The 17,486-nt window shown below is 36.3% G+C and carries 15 protein-coding genes; 3 read left to right on the forward strand and 12 right to left on the reverse strand.

Translation table 11 applies throughout. The annotated features are described in order from the left end of the window. Window positions 1-27 precede the first annotated feature (27 nt). Window positions 28-885, reverse strand: coding sequence for a MurR/RpiR family transcriptional regulator (locus BM260_RS06805; protein WP_093536374.1), 858 nt, complete (start codon window positions 883-885; stop codon window positions 28-30). A gap of 249 nt (window positions 886-1,134) precedes the next feature. On the opposite strand from BM260_RS06805, the gene BM260_RS18775 reads away from it, so the two are divergent. Next, the gene (locus BM260_RS18775; protein ID WP_281249742.1) at window positions 1,135-1,263 is read left to right on the forward strand and encodes a hypothetical protein; all 129 of its coding nucleotides are present in this window, start codon (window positions 1,135-1,137) and stop codon (window positions 1,261-1,263) included. Between the two features lie 235 nt (window positions 1,264-1,498). On the opposite strand, the gene BM260_RS06810 is transcribed toward BM260_RS18775, so the two are convergent. Both BM260_RS06810 and BM260_RS06815 read right to left on the reverse strand, forming a co-directional pair. Continuing rightward, on the reverse strand, window positions 1,499-4,390 hold the full coding sequence (locus BM260_RS06810) for a family 10 glycosylhydrolase (RefSeq protein ID WP_093536376.1): 2,892 nt from the start codon (window positions 4,388-4,390) through the stop codon (window positions 1,499-1,501). 458 nt (window positions 4,391-4,848) lie between these two features. Beyond that, window positions 4,849-5,193: a hypothetical protein gene (locus BM260_RS06815; protein WP_093536378.1), complete on the reverse strand. Its 345-nt coding sequence runs from the start codon at window positions 5,191-5,193 to the stop codon at window positions 4,849-4,851. A 516-nt stretch (window positions 5,194-5,709) separates the two neighbouring features. On the opposite strand from BM260_RS06815, the gene BM260_RS06820 reads away from it, so the two are divergent. Next, window positions 5,710-6,945 (forward strand): mechanosensitive ion channel family protein, encoded by a 1,236-nt coding sequence (locus BM260_RS06820; RefSeq protein WP_093536380.1) that lies wholly within the window; start codon window positions 5,710-5,712, stop codon window positions 6,943-6,945. Between the two features lie 177 nt (window positions 6,946-7,122). Beyond that, window positions 7,123-7,920, forward strand: a complete 798-nt coding sequence (locus BM260_RS06825; protein ID WP_093536382.1) for a hypothetical protein — start codon at window positions 7,123-7,125, stop codon at window positions 7,918-7,920. Between the two features lie 61 nt (window positions 7,921-7,981). Here BM260_RS06825 and BM260_RS06830 read toward each other — a convergent pair whose 3' ends face one another. The 9 genes from BM260_RS06830 to BM260_RS06870 form a co-directional block, all read right to left on the reverse strand. Beyond that, entirely contained in the window at window positions 7,982-8,731 is a 750-nt protein-coding gene (locus BM260_RS06830) for an amino acid ABC transporter ATP-binding protein (protein ID WP_093536384.1), read from the reverse strand. Window positions 8,732-8,771: 40 nt separating this feature from the next. Beyond that, on the reverse strand, window positions 8,772-9,428 hold the full coding sequence (locus BM260_RS06835; protein ID WP_093536386.1) for an amino acid ABC transporter permease: 657 nt from the start codon (window positions 9,426-9,428) through the stop codon (window positions 8,772-8,774). Between the two features lie 42 nt (window positions 9,429-9,470). Next, window positions 9,471-10,625, reverse strand: coding sequence for a saccharopine dehydrogenase family protein (locus tag BM260_RS06840; protein ID WP_093536388.1), 1,155 nt, complete (start codon window positions 10,623-10,625; stop codon window positions 9,471-9,473). 39 nt (window positions 10,626-10,664) lie between these two features. Then, window positions 10,665-11,447 carry a transporter substrate-binding domain-containing protein gene (locus BM260_RS06845; protein WP_093536390.1) on the reverse strand — a complete coding sequence of 261 codons (783 nt, stop codon included), beginning with the start codon at window positions 11,445-11,447 and terminating at the stop codon, window positions 10,665-10,667. Window positions 11,448-11,769: 322 nt separating this feature from the next. Continuing rightward, a complete protein-coding gene (locus BM260_RS06850) occupies window positions 11,770-13,032 on the reverse strand; it encodes a PTS ascorbate transporter subunit IIC (protein WP_093536392.1) in 1,263 nt (420 codons plus the stop codon). Between the two features lies 1 nt (window position 13,033). After that, a complete protein-coding gene (locus BM260_RS06855; protein ID WP_093536394.1) occupies window positions 13,034-13,309 on the reverse strand; it encodes a PTS sugar transporter subunit IIB in 276 nt (91 codons plus the stop codon). Window positions 13,310-13,364: 55 nt separating this feature from the next. Beyond that, entirely contained in the window at window positions 13,365-15,413 is a 2,049-nt protein-coding gene (locus BM260_RS06860) for a BglG family transcription antiterminator (RefSeq protein WP_175496222.1), read from the reverse strand. A 315-nt stretch (window positions 15,414-15,728) separates the two neighbouring features. After that, complete coding sequence (locus BM260_RS06865; protein WP_093536398.1) at window positions 15,729-16,631, reverse strand: glycine betaine ABC transporter substrate-binding protein; 903 nt, start codon at window positions 16,629-16,631, stop codon at window positions 15,729-15,731. Beyond that, the gene (locus BM260_RS06870) at window positions 16,628-17,485 is read right to left on the reverse strand and encodes an ABC transporter permease (protein WP_093536400.1); all 858 of its coding nucleotides are present in this window, start codon (window positions 17,483-17,485) and stop codon (window positions 16,628-16,630) included. Before BM260_RS06870 ends, BM260_RS06865 begins: the two co-directional genes overlap by 4 nt. Window position 17,486: the final 1 nt, after the last annotated feature.

Below are 17,486 nucleotides of genomic sequence, written 5' to 3' on the forward strand. Positions count from 1 at the left end.
GATTTTCACCTTTTTTCTATTTGTTTGTTAGTACAATTTATCAAGAACAGACTCTGCTGTACTTTTTATTGCTTTGGACGCTTGTTCCTTATTGCAAAGGGCTGCGTTCGTTGCAAGAATATCTAATAGTAGAAGCTGAGCAATCTTGGAGGAAAAAATTCCGCCTTCAAATGGCGATTCCTTGTTTGCAGCCAGAAGGATTAAATCTGCATATTTTGTAATAGGTGACCTAGCTTGATTTGTAATACAAATAATACAAGCATTATTTTCCTTCGCAATTTCAATTGCATCCACAACATCTTTTGTGCTCCCTGATGAGGAAATAGCAATAAGTAAATCCTCTTCACCTAATAATGAAGCAGTCATTGACATGATATGTGAATCAGAAACATGTTCCGTATTATAGCCCAATCTCATTAATCTATGTTTGCCATCCAATGCAGTAACTCCAGATGAACCCACACCAAAGAAATAGATTTTCTTTGCACTATTAATCTTGTCTACCGCAGCTTGCAAAGTACTTTCTCGGAGTAAAGCCACAGTATCGTTTAATGCACTTACATTTTGAGTAGCTATTTTTTTAGCAACAATACCAACTGAATCTTGCTCATCAATTTTTCCATAAACTTGTTCATCAACTTCCATTAGATTTTGTGCAACCGCTAATTTAAATTCTTGAAATCCTCTATATCCTAATTTCCTACAAAAACGCAGTACTGTTGTTTCACCAACCCCAACCACTTCCGCTAAATCAGTTACAGAGGAATATACCGCTTCTTCATGATGGATCATTATATAATCCGCCACCTTTTGCTCTGTTTTAGTAAGCGAGTTATAAACTGATTTAATAATTAACAGAGGGTTCACTTTCTCAGTCTTCGGCATATGAATTCTCCTTTATGTTTGGTTCTTTATCAACTTGAAGAAATATTCCTCCATTTGAATATAAAGAGGATTTCTCCTCCGACTATAGAATACAAAATCCCTCTCTATTCGTCAACGTTTTGAGTACTTTGTGGTGAGTAACGTGAAACTTCTGGATTCACCTTTTCCTGTATGCACATGTGCCTCTTTCAACATTTAGGAGAGAAAGAAAATCTATCCACTTATTTTGTATAAATAGGGGGAAAAGGAATGAAAAAGAAGTATGCTTTAGTTTTAGGTACTGTTCTATTAGCATTTCTTCTGCTTAACCAGTCATTTGCCAATGAGAATTATGTACCAATTGAAACACTTAAGCCTGCATCCAGTTGTTCGGAGTGATGGTTGCGAGTCCCAGAGGACAAGCGCGTGGGAGAGACTACAGGCTCGACCCGTGCCTCCAGGAAAGCGTCCGCCTTAACAAAGAACAACGGCTACGAAGTAGAGACATAAAATAAAGCAGTTCCCATTTTACTCCAACGTAAAATAGGAACTGCCTTTAATTTTGAAGAGATTTTTGTCGCAGTCTCTTTATTTCCTTATACTATTCCTTTAAAATCTACCCGAATTACTGGTGCTATTGGGCCTCTCGTGTTTTTGTAAATGTATCAATATATAAGACTAGCTCCTCGGCAACCTCAACTGGAATATGCTTGCCTGCGTGTTTTCGAACAAAGCTTTGAAGTTCTTTTAGTTTTTGAATTTCTGTTAATCTCGCTTCTTCTGCTTGTTCATCTAATCCTTTTTCCTTAAGCTCTTCTGCTGAAGCAAAGTCTTTTTGTGCATTTACTAACCTGACAAGTACAGCTTGTTTAATCCCCTTATTAGTGAAAGAAGCCTTTTTAACAAACTCAATAACTTGAGCTAGAGTTGGTTCTTCAGCAAAAACGGTTACTACTTGTTGATGAGTTGTAAAACCATCGACAGAAACAACGATTTCAATCTGATTTTCACCAGACTGAAGTGAAAGCTCTGTAGAGAATTCACCATTTGATTGTACAGGAGCTGCTATACCATTCACGGTCACCTCAGCATTGCCTGGCCCCACTACTTGTACTACACCTTTATATTCGAATTCAACAGGAGAGAAAGTTTTTCTCTCATAGTTCAAGGAACCTTTTACAATTGCAGAACGAACATTATCTCCAATATTAAAGTTAGTACCAACAAGAACTCTTCTTTCACGGATTCCGGAACTATCAAGCGCTGAAATGACAAAGCCACCCTCTGGGATTAGACTATTGTTATCCTCTACCACGTTCCAGTTCCAGTTCATCGCTTGTTTCTTATTTACCATCTTCACCACTTCACCGTCGGCGTCCACCACTGCTTCTACTCCCCATTTATTGGTGGCTGTAGAAAGTCCAAATCTGTCAGAGTATACATTTAAGTTATCTTCATTGCGATTGATATTCAAAAAATCACCAACAAACGGATTTTCTGGATCGGTTGGATTACTGATCCCTAGAACATAATCCTTCACATATTCCTCATCTGCAATAGAAGCTTTAATGACAGGGAAGTTTGCTTGAGAATAGTCAAACAGCATAAGTCCACTTGTATTATTAAGACCGGCTTGGAAAACTTCTCTTTGCAAGGATGGGTCTTGTAGATTTGCTAAAGCCATACTTGCATAAAGAGGTAATTGTCCATCTGTTAAAATATTTCCAAGTGTAATATATTTATTGATTTCCTGTGCGGTTGTTTGGTACGTGCCAATCATGAGAAAATCGAGGTTATCAGAATAAGCTGCCTGCTGGTAACCTTCCCCGTATAAGCTTTCTTGCGGGAATTGTAATCTTGAATCATAGGTAAAGGTAGGACTTGACCAGTTTACTCCGTTTAAATAATAAGATTCAAACCAAGAACCAACATATGCGGATAACTCAATATCACGATTATCACTTACATTATATCGGTCTACTAATTCCCTTGATTCTTCTACGAAACTATTAATTATGCTAGACCTAAATGTAAACCATTCATTGATAAGTGGGCCATCTACACGATTACTGCCTTCATAATAAAAGACATCCTGTGGCCAATTTGTTAATGTTTTCCCTCTTTCAGCAAGGAACTCTATAAATTGGGTTCTTGAGAGATCGCTGAAATCCGCAAAATAATTGTCATATCTGCCACGATCCAATGTGATACCGTCAATATCATAGTTTTTCATTACTTCTTCAAACGTTTTTAATTGATAGTCTCGAACTTCTGGGTTTGAAGGATTTACAAAAGTAACTAAAGCTCCTTTTTTACCATATGCACTTTCCCTTAATGGTAAAATTTCTCCATTATCTTCAGATCGGTAAACCATTTCTTCCCACTCTGGATGGTCATTTAAAACTGCAGATTCATTATGGGCAATAGAGCCTTCCGCAAACACATTAAAGGAGGTATGAACTTTCATATCTAATTGGTGACCATGTTCAATAAATTCTTGTAACAAGTCTAGATCTGGGTTTGAGCCACTTCTACCTTCCGCTGTCATTTCACTTATATAAGGACGATTTGTTAAATCATTCTTTTGATAGGAAGCGAAACCTTCAACACCTTTCACATCAAATATAATTGCTGTCACACCTGCATCTTTAGCTGCAAGGAGCATGTTACGAACATCTTCACTGGATTGGAATCTTCTTACGTTTGGACCTTGCTCAACCCAAAGAAAGACTTCCTTCTCAACAGTTAGCGTGTCTTGATGGTAAACAATTAAAGACTTTTTATCATGAATTACTTCATTCTTGTATATTTCTACATCGATATAATTGGTGCCTGGAGTTAGTTCATACACATATTCGAAGGAGCCATCTTCTCGAAGTTCTACCTCTTGTCCATTTATTAATAATTGATAGCTTTGACCACTTTCAAAGTTCTGGATGGAACCAGAGATATTAGCTTGTGGTTCTGTAAGTGTATACATTAACTCGTTTTGTAAAATAATGCTCGCCTTCATTCCATTACCTGTCATAAATTCTGTAATTGGAACCACATTACCATTCTTTCTCAACTTAATAATGTCACCTTTCTTAAAATTTGTAGCTAAGTATTTACGGAAATTTTTCGTACCCCAGGAGTCGTCTTGTGCTAGAAGAACATATCCACCTTCAGGAATTTTCAAATATTGTTCATCCTCCCAGATAGGTATCGCACCATTAACTGATTGACTGACTACCTCTGTAACCGTATTGTTTGCATCAACTTGAACTGCTACCCAGTGCTTCTTCACTAAAATCTCTTTTGCAAATTCTGATGTATAAAGCATGATAAAATCCGCTTTGCCATCCAAATTTTCATCAATATAACTTATCGGATGCTTAAGCCCCACCGGATCGATAGTAGGGTCTAATGGAGCTGCCTCTACCTCAATCAAATCTTCGTTGTTCGTTTCTGTATATGAAGAGACCGGAAATAGAGAAACCATTAATAATAAAGCTAAAAAGACCCTAAAAAACCTTCTAATTTTCAAAACTTTCACTCCCTTGTTATAGTATTGTGACTTTGGTCAACCTACAAGATCAATTTCCACCTCCATTATTTAGAGAAGATTTCATTAAGGTACATACTTTAAAGGCGATAACCTCCAAAAAATAATATAAATCAGGAATAATCCTCCCTTCAACAATATACCGAAGCACAAATAAGCAGTCAAATATAAAATTGAATTTTCTGATAATTAAGGAAATAGTAGTAGAACTAAAGACTAGTGTTTATAATACTTAAAATAATGGGATACTTTTTTTAAAATTATTATCTTTTACAATTCTTAAATCCAAGTTCATTAAGCAAATCTCTAATTAAAAAACCTTGAAAGGCATATAGCCCATCAAGATTCGTGCCGACTAACCTTATTCCGACTACAGAGATGATAGATTTGTCTCCATTTCGATTTACAAGTCTATTTTTATTGAGTCATAACTATTGCACCTAATAATAACCAATATAACACCGTGACATATTTTCTTTTTTGATTCTTGAAATCTTATAGATTAGATTGCTGACAGGCATTGCTTTAAAACGATTATAAAACATCGGGAGAACGAGACCCACATAATCATCTAAAAACTTGTTCTCCATTCTTTCTTCTATGAGAACTCTATACTTCACCAAAGCGCTTACGATCAGTTTTTCATTTGGTTTCGACATATTAATCGTCTCTATATGTTGAATCGACCGAGTCTTGGACTGCAAAATCTTTTCTACTTTTTTTTCATAATCTTTCGTATTTTTTACTTCTACCAACATATTTACTACCGTTATTACTTCAATCATTTGAAATCCTCCATGCGTGAATAGCTGATACTCTTTACTAATGACAGCAATTATATCATTTGTAAAACATATAGAGAATACTTCAGAATTTAGCAGCACTTAATCATTTATAACTGCCATCTTCACAAATAATTAGCTATAGTACCGTCCCCTTCAATTTCATCGCATTTAAATCTACCTTATCTATGAATCCCATAAAGCATTCCATGTCTGTTACTTGTTTTTAACAGCATATATATTATTTCCTTTTATATTTTATGCTACCAGGTAGTCAACTTCCAACTTCCGATAGAGGATTATAAATAATTAGATAGGTAAATCATAATTGGAAATCTCCGTTCTTTCTCAAAAAGTTCATCTTATAGTCACTTCTCGAATGCTCAATTTATTCGCGAAGCCTCGAAGAAAGTGAAGTCCAATTTTTTCTGATACAATGGTTATTACCTCATTACACTTATGACAAAAATGAGTAGCAAACTTAATACCAACAATAATATATACAATGAGGTGAAATAGATGGATTACATTTATAACCAGCTATTAGAATTTAATATGGATATAACCTGGGCGGGTTATCTTTCACTAATTATTATGGTGCTATTTATACTGTTTGTCTGTATAATCGCTAATTTTATCAGTAAAAAAGTAGTTATCAGGGTCATCACTAAAATCGTACAAAACACAAAATTCCGATGGGATGATATGCTTTTGGAACGAAAGGTTTTTCATAAGCTATCGCATATTGTTCCAGCGATTATTATTTATTTCTTTGCTTTCGCGTTCCCTGAATCCTTTCAAAATTTGATCCAAAAAGTTTCCATAGCATATTTAATAATTATGGGGTTAGTAATTATCAATAGTGCTTTAAATGCAATGAATGATATTTATCAAACCTATGAAGTATCTAGGACCAAACCTATTAAAGGGTATATACAAGTTGTTAAAATTATTATCATAACTCTTGGGATTATTATGGTGATAGCTAACCTGATTGGAAAGAGCCCACTTCTTCTTCTGAGTGGTATTGGTGCTCTATCCGCCGTATTCATGTTGGTTTTTAGAGATTCATTATTAGGTCTCGTTGCTGGAATTCAATTGTCCACTAATGATATGGTCCAGGTTGGTGACTGGATTGAAATGCCGAAATACGGGGCAGATGGAGACATTATTGATATCTCCTTAAATACTGTAAAGGTCCAAAACTTTGATAAAACGATTACGATGATTCCAAGCTATGCCCTAATATCCGATTCTTTTATAAATTGGCGAGGGATGCAAACCTCTGGAGGACGACGGATTAAGCGTTCGTTATTTATTGATAAGAACAGTATTTCATTTTGTACGGAAGAAATGATTAATAACTTTAAAAATATCCACTATCTTTCAGACTATGTGACCCTTAGGGAAAGTGAAATTGCTGAGTACAATACAAGAAATAAAATTAATCACAGTAATCGAGTGAATGGAAGAACTCTTACAAATATTGGTGTGTTTAGAGCATATATTAGCAACTATCTTCGACATCATCCTGGAATCAATCAGGACATGACCTTAATGGTTAGACAGTTAGCTCCAACCGAGAACGGATTACCGCTAGAAATATATGCATTTACTAACGACACACAGTGGGCTGTCTATGAAACGGTTCAAGCAGATATATTCGATCACCTTTTTGCCGTAGCCGCGGAATTTGGAATACAATTATTCCAGAACCCAACCGGGAATGATTTTAAAAAAATTGTTGATGTATGAGTTAATTAAGTTTATTAATTGAAAAAGGTATGGAAACTTTTACGTTTCTATACCTTTTTTGTTTTCCTGAGGTTTGGTAAAAGCACTCAGATTCCCAGTAAACGTTATATTCTTGACTACCAATGGAGTTTACTTTTTAATGAAGAGAAAAAAGGAAGCAGAGAAAGGAAAATTCAAATGAAATTTATAACACCAATTTCCACCACTGCCCTTACCGTAATTTTACTTAGTGCTTGTTCCACTAGCGATGATGTAAATAAAATGACGAATAATAGCAAAGAACAGATTTCGGAAGTACAGTCGGACAAAAACCTTCCACAGAATGACGAAACCAATCAAACTGAACAAACTATGACACAAGCAGAAGTATTAGATGCAGTAAAAACTGACTTGAAAACTGATCTAACTAAAATGCTGCCAAGTGAATTACCATTAGAAGAAGGAAAATATTTAACCGCAACGACAAAATCAGATACAAACAATTATGAAGTTATTTTTTACGAAAGCGATGAGCCCATTGCTGTTAATCATGAAATGTTAGCAGATGATCAAATTATTGCTCGTCTTAAAGCACAAAAATATGAGAGCATACAGGAAGCAAATGAACAAGTAGGATTTGAAAACTTTAGTGAGTTTGGAGGACAACCAATTGATCTTGGGTTTGGCATTACCGGCTATCAGGATGCTGGCGCTGGCTCCATGTGGACAAGTTGGAATGAAGGTCGTTGGGCAATCGCTGCACACACACATACTTCAGAAGGTGAAAAAGGAGAAAAACTTGCAAAAGAAGCCACTGAGTTTTTAGAAACTCATACATTACCTATTCCGAAACCGAACGGATTTGCTCATATTGACGTGTATCAATCAGATAATCGCATTATTTGGCAAAAGGAAAGTACAGTTTATATGATAGACGAAGTAAAGGATCCAATAATTGCTTTGGAGATTGCAACTCATATTGAAGAAAAAGAGTAAAGGAGTAAAAGATAGCAGGCTCTATTCAAATTCAGAACTGTTATAGAACCTGGTACTCCTTTTACTTAACTATCGATAAGAACTGTCTCGTTCTTTCCTCTTTTGGTTTCAGGAAGATCTCTTCTGATGTTCCTTGTTCCACTATTACTCCTTTGTCCATAAAAATAACTCGATCTGCGACGTCTTTTGCAAAGCTCATTTCATGTGTCACGATAATCATCGTCATTCCTTCTCGTGCCAAATCTTTTATCACCTGTAGAACTTCTTTTACAAGCTCAGGATCTAGTGCAGAAGTAGGCTCGTCATAGAGCATTACCATAGGGTTTAAGGCTAACGACCTTGCAATTGCTACCCTTTGCTGCTGTCCGCCTGACAACTGTGCTGGGTAGTAATCACATCTATCTCCAAGACCGACTTTTGTAAGTAGTGCCTTCGCTAATATTCTAGCTTCTTCTACTTTGGTTCCATGTATTATGATTGGCCCTTCCATCACATTTTCAATGGCCGTTTTATGGGGAAATAGATTGAACGATTGAAATACAAACCCGGTTCTCTTCCTTAGTTCTCTAATTTCTTTTTTTCGTTTACTATTTGCTTTGCCGCCTGTAACTACTTGGAATTCACCAATACGAATAACACCCTCCGTTGGCTCTTCTAAGAAATTTAGACAGCGTAGTAGGGTTGATTTCCCTGAACCGCTTGGTCCCATAATAACAACCACTTCACTTTTAGTAATTGTTAAATCTATTCCTTTCAATACCTCATTCGTACCGAAGCTTTTTCTCAAATTATTAACTTGAATGATACTCATGAACATCTCCTATCATTCGTATTTAAAATGCTGCACGTACTTAGCGAACCAAGTATTTTGATGTACGAACTTCTAGTTTATCTAAAATAGTTGTGAAGAAAGTTATTAATATCCAATAAATAGCCGCAGCTAGTAAATAGATGGTGAGTGGTTCAAATGTTTTTGCGATGATTAAACTCGACATTTGCAGTAGTTCAGTTACCGTTATAACGGAGACTAGAGAGGTATCCTTGATAAGCACAATAAATGTGTTAGATAAGGTAGGAATAGCTATTCGAAGGCTTTGCGGAAGAATAATTCTCCTTAATGCTTGCGAATACGTCATTCCCATGGATAATGATGCTTCCATTTGACCATTGTCCACAGCAAGAATTGCTGCCCTAAAGGACTCTGAAAGGTAAGCCCCAGCATTTAAGCTTAATGCCACTACTCCTGAAGATATTGGGTCTAGCGAAATACCAATCTGCGGCAACCCATAGTAAATGACAAAAATCTGAACAAGAAGAGGAGTTCCACGGATAATCGAAACATACGCTGTGGCAATTCCGTTTAATATTCTTACTTTTAGGATTCTTACAATTGCAGCAAAAAATCCAAGAACGAGCGCTATTATGATGGATATCGCTGCCAGTAAAATAGTCATTAAAGTTGCCTTAAGCAAAGATGGCAATGAATCAATAATTATCGTAACATCCATACATCAACCTCCTTTCCGACGAATTACAAGGTTGATAATCACTTAGAGTAAAATATCTTCTTTAAAATCTATTTGAATTCCAAGATTGTTCAGCTCCTCCATAAATGGTTGGAACCTTTCCTTAACGATTAAGCTCTCTATTGGTACAACACCTGTCTCTATGATTTTTTTACAAGCAATCCATTTCGCCATGATCGCTGCAGGGATTGCCGTAGTTTTAGCCATAGAGGTAATCTTTCGTTCATGATCGTATAAGTCGACCATTTCCCATGTAAATTTAGTTGGCTTTCCATCCTTAACTCCACTAACTTCCACTCGGAGCACTGTCACATCTTCATGAGAGGCACCTAGCATTTTAGGTGCCAAGATTCGCTCTGCAAATGCTCGTGGCGTGATTGTAACTCCTGCTACTGTAATAGGAATATTATCAAGAAATCCTAATTCTCCTAATACATTCATCTTGTCCCAGTGCCCAGGGTATCTAACTGTTTTTTCATATAGGTTTTTCACTTTATCCTTTAGAATATAAGCTGTGCTATGCGCATCCGTAATAACAGCTTCACAGTCACCTACGGGTTGAGGGAATGTCATCTTTTCTAATCCTGATAAAGGAGATAGTTCTACAAGTTGTCCGTTTTCCACTGCAATAGCCGGTTTTGTATAAAGGCCTAGCACACTCTCTAATCGAAAAACAACCTGGTACCATAATGGAGGAACTGGATGTCTCGGAATCCCCCCACAAATCATAATCGCTTCCTCTGCTTCCTCTAGCATCTCAATTCCTTGTGCTGCCAAAAAGTTCGTAATTCCAGGAGCTACTCCACAGCCTGGTACGATAATTACCCCTGCATCCATTGCCGCCTCATGTAATTCTATTTTTTCATTGAACATAGATCCTACTAAATCTACTAAATGACATTTCGATTCTATTGCTGCTTTTATAGCTACGAGACTCAAAGAATGAGGAAGACATGCAACAGCCACATCTGCATACTTTAATACTTCAGCTATGTCTTCTTTTGTTTCTAATGAAGCAACTTTTCCCTCAACTTTATGACTATTTGAGATTTCTAAACATTTATCTATACTCTCTTGCCTAACATCAACAGCAGTAATTAGATCTATATCAGTAAAATTGGCAAGTTCACTTACGACCGTTGTCCCGATCATCCCTGTTCCTAAAACTACGATATGCAAGGTTTTCTTTCCTCCTTATCATGTTTGTACTTTTGTTATTTATTGTTCAACAGGATCGGAACCAAACCACTTTTTATATATTTCCTTATACGTCCCATCCTCTTTCATCTCACTTAGAGCCTCATTCACCTTCTCAACAAAATCTTCATTACCTTTATTGACTGCCATTCCAACTTCGTCCACTTTGAGAATATCGCTCGCAACTTTGATCGGCAGATTATTTTCTTTGATGTTATAGCTCACTAGCAGTTGGTCATTAATAATGACATCTAATCTTTCATTTTTAAGATCCTCTAAATAATCGCTAAACGCTTTATATAGCTTGACGTCTGCACCTTCTACACTATTTGCAATTTCTTCAAACGTAGTTCCCCCACCTACACCAACTTTTTTACCTTTAATATCTTCTAGTTTACTAATATCGTTTGTTTCTTCACGAGTGATTAACACCGAGCCTGTTATAACATATGGATCAGTAAAATCTACACTTTTTTTCCTTTCCTCTGTTACAGTCATCTGCCCAATGATAATATCGAACTTATCTGCCTTTAAACCACCTATTAAGCCTTCCCATTTTGAAGTTACAAAGTTAGCTTTCACGCCTAATCTTTTCGCAATTTCATTTGAAATGTCTACATCAAAACCTGTTAGTTCGCCATTGTCATCTAAATAGTTAAATGGTGGATACGTACCCTCAAATGCCACATTCAGCACTTCGTCTTTTTCCATTCGATCTAGTACCTTTCCTCCCCCAAACCCACACCCCGCAACAATACTCATGACTATTAAAGTAATGATGCTCAAAATTAGTTTCTTTTTCAATGCTTGTCCCCCTTTATAATGTAAAACATTGTGAAATCGCCCAAATTCATTTTGGAAAACCAACTCCCTTTCAAACAATGTATTCTTTAGGACTGGCTTTTATAATCAGATAATCTAATAAATCAACATCGCTCAAAAAACAAAATCCCGTAGGAACAAGTATTACTCGTTCCTACGGGATTTTATGTGTTTGAATTGTATTTAGAAAAATAGTTTAGAGTCTTACTCGAATGTGGTTGACTCCCAATACAGATAAACAGCCATAGACTCCTGTCGTCCATGACTGTTTTACTTTTATATGTGTAAATTTATTAGTCTATTACTAACTAAATAGATTAATAATATAACCAATGATAATACCTACTACACCGAAATCAGAATCACCAAACGTTGTGCCTTCAAATCCTAGCGAACCAAGGACTGGTAATAACATTGCTGGTAGGAAACTGATTAAGATCCCTTGTACAAAAGCACCAATTATAGCACCTCTACGTCCACCTACTGCATTACCGAATACTCCAGCGGCTGCTCCACAGAAAAAGTGAGGAACAAGTCCTGGTACGATTACTGCCAATCCAGCGAGTGGAAGTAAAAACATACTTAGTAATCCAGCTACGAAACTTGATAAGAACCCAATAATAACTGCATTAGGTGCAAATGGGAACACGATTGGTACATCTAGTGCAGGTTTTGCATTTGGAACAATTTTGTCTGCAATCCCTTTAAATGCGGGAACAATTTCAGCGATCAACATACGAACACCAGCTAAGATGATGAACACCCCAGCAGCAAAAGTAATGGCCTGAAGTAATGAGAATACTAAGAAGTTTGTACCATCACTAAGGTTTTCCTCTATGTAAGTCGGCCCAACAAATAATGAAACTACAAAGAACATAATAGTCATTGTTAACGCTAATGCTACGGATGAATCACGTAAGAAACCAAGTGATTTTGGCACTTTAACCTCTTCTGTTGATTTCGTTTTATCTCCTGTCAGTTTAGCAACTTTAGCAGCAACGAAATAACCGAAAGAACCAAAATGTCCTACAGCAATATCATCTGAACCCGTAATCTCTCTTACCGTAGGTTGTAGCATTGCAGGTAGTAGAACCATCAATCCACCTAAAATTAGAGACCCAAGAATTACAAGAGGAACACTCCCCATCCCTGATGTGGAAAGCACAGCAGCAAGTAAACAAGCCATGAACATAGTGTGATGTCCTGTTAAAAAGATATATTTGAACTTTGTATATCGTGCTAAGACGATATTCACTATCATACCTATTAACATAATCATAGCGGTCTCCGTACCAAAAGCATTTTGTGATAACGCCACAATTGCTTCATTGTTTGGAATAACGCCTTCAATATTAAATGCTTTTTCGAACATTTCTCCGAAGATAGTAAGAGAACCCGTTAATACTGTCGCACCTGCATTAAGAATAATGAAGCCCATAATCGTTTTTAATGTACCGGAAACAACATCGGTAATGGCTTTCTTCTGCAAAAGTAAGCCAAACAAAGCGAACAACCCTACCAATATAGCTGGAGTACCTAAAATATCCTTCATGATAAAATCAAACATACTATTTTTCCCCCACGATATGAGTAGTTAACGCTTTCTGAATTTCATCTGCACTGACCATATTGACAATACTAATCGTTTTTTTGTTGCCATCTTGCAATTGCTCCATAATTTCAGGAGTACCAATAAAGTAATCAGCTACTTCTGTCTTTGCACTAGCCAAATCCATATTCTTGCATTCTCCGTCTATATTCAATACTTTTAGTGCCTTATTTACATTCATCGACAATATAAAACTCGTACCTAAACCGTTCCCACATACTGCTAAAATTTTCATTTTTACTTCCTCCTATTAATAGTTAGTTTCGATTGTATTTTTCATTTTTGTAAGCTTATAGTTCAGAAAACTCTACAACTAAGTTTAGAATATCTTCTTTTTTCTCAGCCTTCTTTAAAAGTTCTAGTTTTTCAGGATCACTCAACAAGGTAGTTAATTGAGCCAATGCTTTTAAATGTGTTTGGTTATCAATAGCAGCTAAACAAATGAATATTTCTACTTTGTTTTGCTCTTCCCCTAACAAGTAAGTTGGTTCTGATAATTTCAACAAGCTCATGCCTAATTTCTTCACACCGAATTCTGGGCGTGCATGCGGTATCGCGACTTGTTCACCGATAATAATATACGGTCCCATTGTCACTACGTTCTCAATCATGACATCTACATACTGATTTGTAATGGAATCATTTAATAACAGTGGTTCCGCTACGGCCTTGATTGCATCTTTCCAATCTCTTATTTCATCTATAAATTGGATATTCTCTTCGATTAATAAATCCTTTAACACTGGTTGTTTCCTCCCTATATTCAAGTAATCATTTTTAAACAAAGCCTGTTGTAATGCGTTTTTTAGCAGCTCAGGTTGTTTAATATCCGCGTACTGACGAATAATCTTTATTAATTCATCTGAGGTTGGATTATGGTATGACTGTTGGAGCGTGAGTCCTTCTACTGTTTGTATTAGTTCCTTCTTTTCCATTTCACTCATAATTGGTCTAATGATAAATAACGGCTTTTTTGTTTCAAGTACCACAGTGGAAAATACAAGATCGTACTCCGTATCTGCAAGATGTTGAAAATCATAGGATGAAAACGATGAAGTCCATTTAAACTGTGGAAAAAGTGACTTTAATTGGTTTTCCAGCATTAAACTTGAACTAATACCATTTGGACAAACGATTAAAGCTCTAAACAACTTTAGTGAGCTGTCACTATCCATTTTAAGCAATCCACCAAAATGAAGGGTTAGAAATCCTACCTCATCTTCTGGTACCTTAATGTTTAACATTTGCTCAATTGGCTTGAGTACTTCTTTTACGACGATAAACAAGTCTCGATGCTCTTCCTTAATATCATTAAGTAATACATTTGTAATTGGTATTTTAAAGAGCATCCGGTAGTAGGCAGGCTTAAAATGTAAATACAACGTTTCCATTGCTTTGTTTCTATCTAATAATTGGATACATGCATAACGTTCAAAATTAACAATAATTTGTTCTGTAATCGCAAATAGTGCATCCGTTCTAACAGGGCTAACCTCCCCTTGGCAAATGCCAAGCAGTTGAATTGTCAAAAAGGCAACTTCTTCCCGATTAGTTGTATATCCCAAGCGCCGCTGTATCAATGTAGATACTAGAAAAGCTTGTTGATTTTCTAAAAAACTCACTGTATCTGGATAGATTTGCACCCGTTTATGTTGTTGTTGACGAATATGAACCATTTGAAGTAAGTAGATAAATTCATCCAATCTATCTTCCGTGAATGCAAATGAATACTGCTGTTCAAAATCCTTCAAAACTTGTTGGTAGTTATCGTACTGATTCTGTAATTGTTGCTGCTGAAATATAAATGTGAACTTTTCATGAGCATATGATTTAATCTTCAATGTAGAAATTGCTTTGAGCATTAAGTTTCGCTTATCTTCTTCTGTCCCTTTTAAATGGTATCCATGTACACGCGAATAGCGCACTTCTACACGGAAATCAGCACAAAAATTATTAACTCGCTTCACATCTGAACTGACGGTATTTTTACTAACGCCAAACAAGTGTTGAAAGTGAAAATTGGAGAGAGGTTCATGTCGGATAAAGGTATATAACAAGAATATAATTACACGCTCTTCCTGCTCAAAAGAAAATTGATTTGCTACAAAGCCTGCTCCATTTTCCTTCCAGTAATCGATTACTTCTTGCCCTATTATGATTCGGTCACCCGAAATGTTAATGGGCGTTACCCCTACTTTATATAAGAAGCTATTAACTTTTTCTACATCATATTGAAACTGATGTTCAGTTAGGTTTATCTTGTCCATAAAAGAGGTTAGTTGCGTCGGTTGCAATTTCATCAATTGATAAAAAGTATTCAGACTTCGTTTTTCCAACATCCCTAGCTCCCCCTTAATATAAATTATAACGGAAATCGCTTTCACTTCAGATGACATTTGGTCACAAAAGTTACTTTCAATTTCTTACCTCATTGGTATATACATTTTAGCTCAATTAAACTCATTATCATAAATGCCGGATATATATTTAATCCTAAAATATTTTGCTCACTACTATTGCCTTATTATATAGAGAACATAAAGATTCACTAAAGGTAAATTCCTAAGCGTATAATCATTATTCTTTTGAAGATAGAAATAAAAAGAAAAATCTCCTCAGAATATCTACTCTGAGGAGATTTGTTTCGTTTCTAATTATTTTTTTAAGTCTTCAATAGATGTGATGTCCATATATGCTGGTACAACTAATCCAATTTTCACACCTGTCATGCTTGTACCAAGATCTTCGAATTTGCCATCGAATTTCTCAGCATACGTAGCATGTGTTAATGGTAACCAACCTGCAAGCGATGCATCTGCACTACCGTCTGCAACAGCAGTCCACATTGGACCAGCTTCCACTTGAAGCATTGTTACGTCATAGCCCAAACTTGTTAATACGATGCTCATAACGTTCGTGCTGGCAATTTCACTATCCCATGCAACATATGCAAGTTTAATCTTGTCACCATCCACTTTTTCAATACCTTCTGTCCATTCTGCAACTTTCTCAGGATTTGTATCAATCCATGTTTGTGCAGCTACTTCAGGTTTTTCACCGTCTTTGATAGCAATCATTACTTCACCCATTTCATCCTCTGTCCAGTTGAAATTAGAAAGGACTTGGTGAGCTTCTGGCATATCTTCTTGTAATCCAGTACGACCAATTGTGTGAATTTCTTCTTCTCCACCATATGAACCTTTTGGATCTTCAAGGTATTTTAAATCATATTCAGCAAATTTCCAGTGAGGAGTCCAACCAGTTACCACAATTGGCTCTTCCGCATCATATGCTTTTTTTAAAGAGGCTGTCATTGCAGCACTTGAACCACTTACAAGGTCCCACTCATCTAGTTCATAGTCTGTAATAGCTCGTTCTGTTGCTTCCATAATTCCAGCTCCAGGATCGATACCCGTAATTTTGTAATTAAGGGATTCTCCTACTGTGGAGTCTGTAGATGTTGAATCGTTTTTCTCATCTGCATCACCACATGCTGCTAATCCAAGTGAAAGTAATGCAATTGCGCCAATACCTGTTATCTTTTTTGTTAATGTCATAATGAATGTCCCCCTAATTTTTTCTTTCTATTTCCAGCGTATTGCGTGACTCTATCTAAAATAATCGCAACGATTACAATAGATAATCCCGTTTCTACACCAACTCCTGTTTTCAATTGCGTAACAGAGCGGTATACCTCTTCCCCTAAGCCTGGCGCACCTACCATTGATGCGATTACTACCATCGATAGTGCTAACATAATACTTTGGTTTATCCCTGCCATAATTGTAGGTTTCGCTAGAGGAATTTGGATTTTAAATAAACGCTGCCATGTTGTTGAACCAAATGCTTCTGTTGCCTCTATTAAATCTTTTGGAACTTGCTGAATGCCTAACATCGTTAAACGTATTGTAGGAGGCATTGCGAAAATTACCGATGCTACAACTCCCGGTACTACTCCAATGTTGAAAAAGAAAATCGCTGGTATTAAATATACGAATGCAGGCATTGTTTGCATTAAATCTAATATTGGATTTACTACCTTTCGCACACCTGCTTTTTGTGAACCAAGAATCCCGACAGGAATACCAATTACTAATGCAAAAATAACGGAAGTAAGTACTAGCGTTAACATTTGAAGCATAGGGAACCAATATCCTAAGTAATCAATGAATAAGAGTCCAATCAATGAAAAGAAGGCAATCTTTCTTGTAGATATAATTCCAGCTATCAAAGCAAAGATAAAAGCTAGTAATATAGAAGGAACTAAATCCAATATATCTACTGAACCTTCTACTACCCCTTCTAATACATCGGCAAATCCGTCCAGACCAGTCCCGAATGTATCTACTAACCAGTCAACACCAGTATCAATCCAATCAGCAAAAGGTAAACGAGGTAATAATTTATCCATC

The sequence above is a fragment of the Psychrobacillus psychrotolerans genome (assembly GCF_900115805.1).
Lineage (GTDB): Bacteria > Bacillota > Bacilli > Bacillales_A > Planococcaceae > Psychrobacillus > Psychrobacillus psychrotolerans.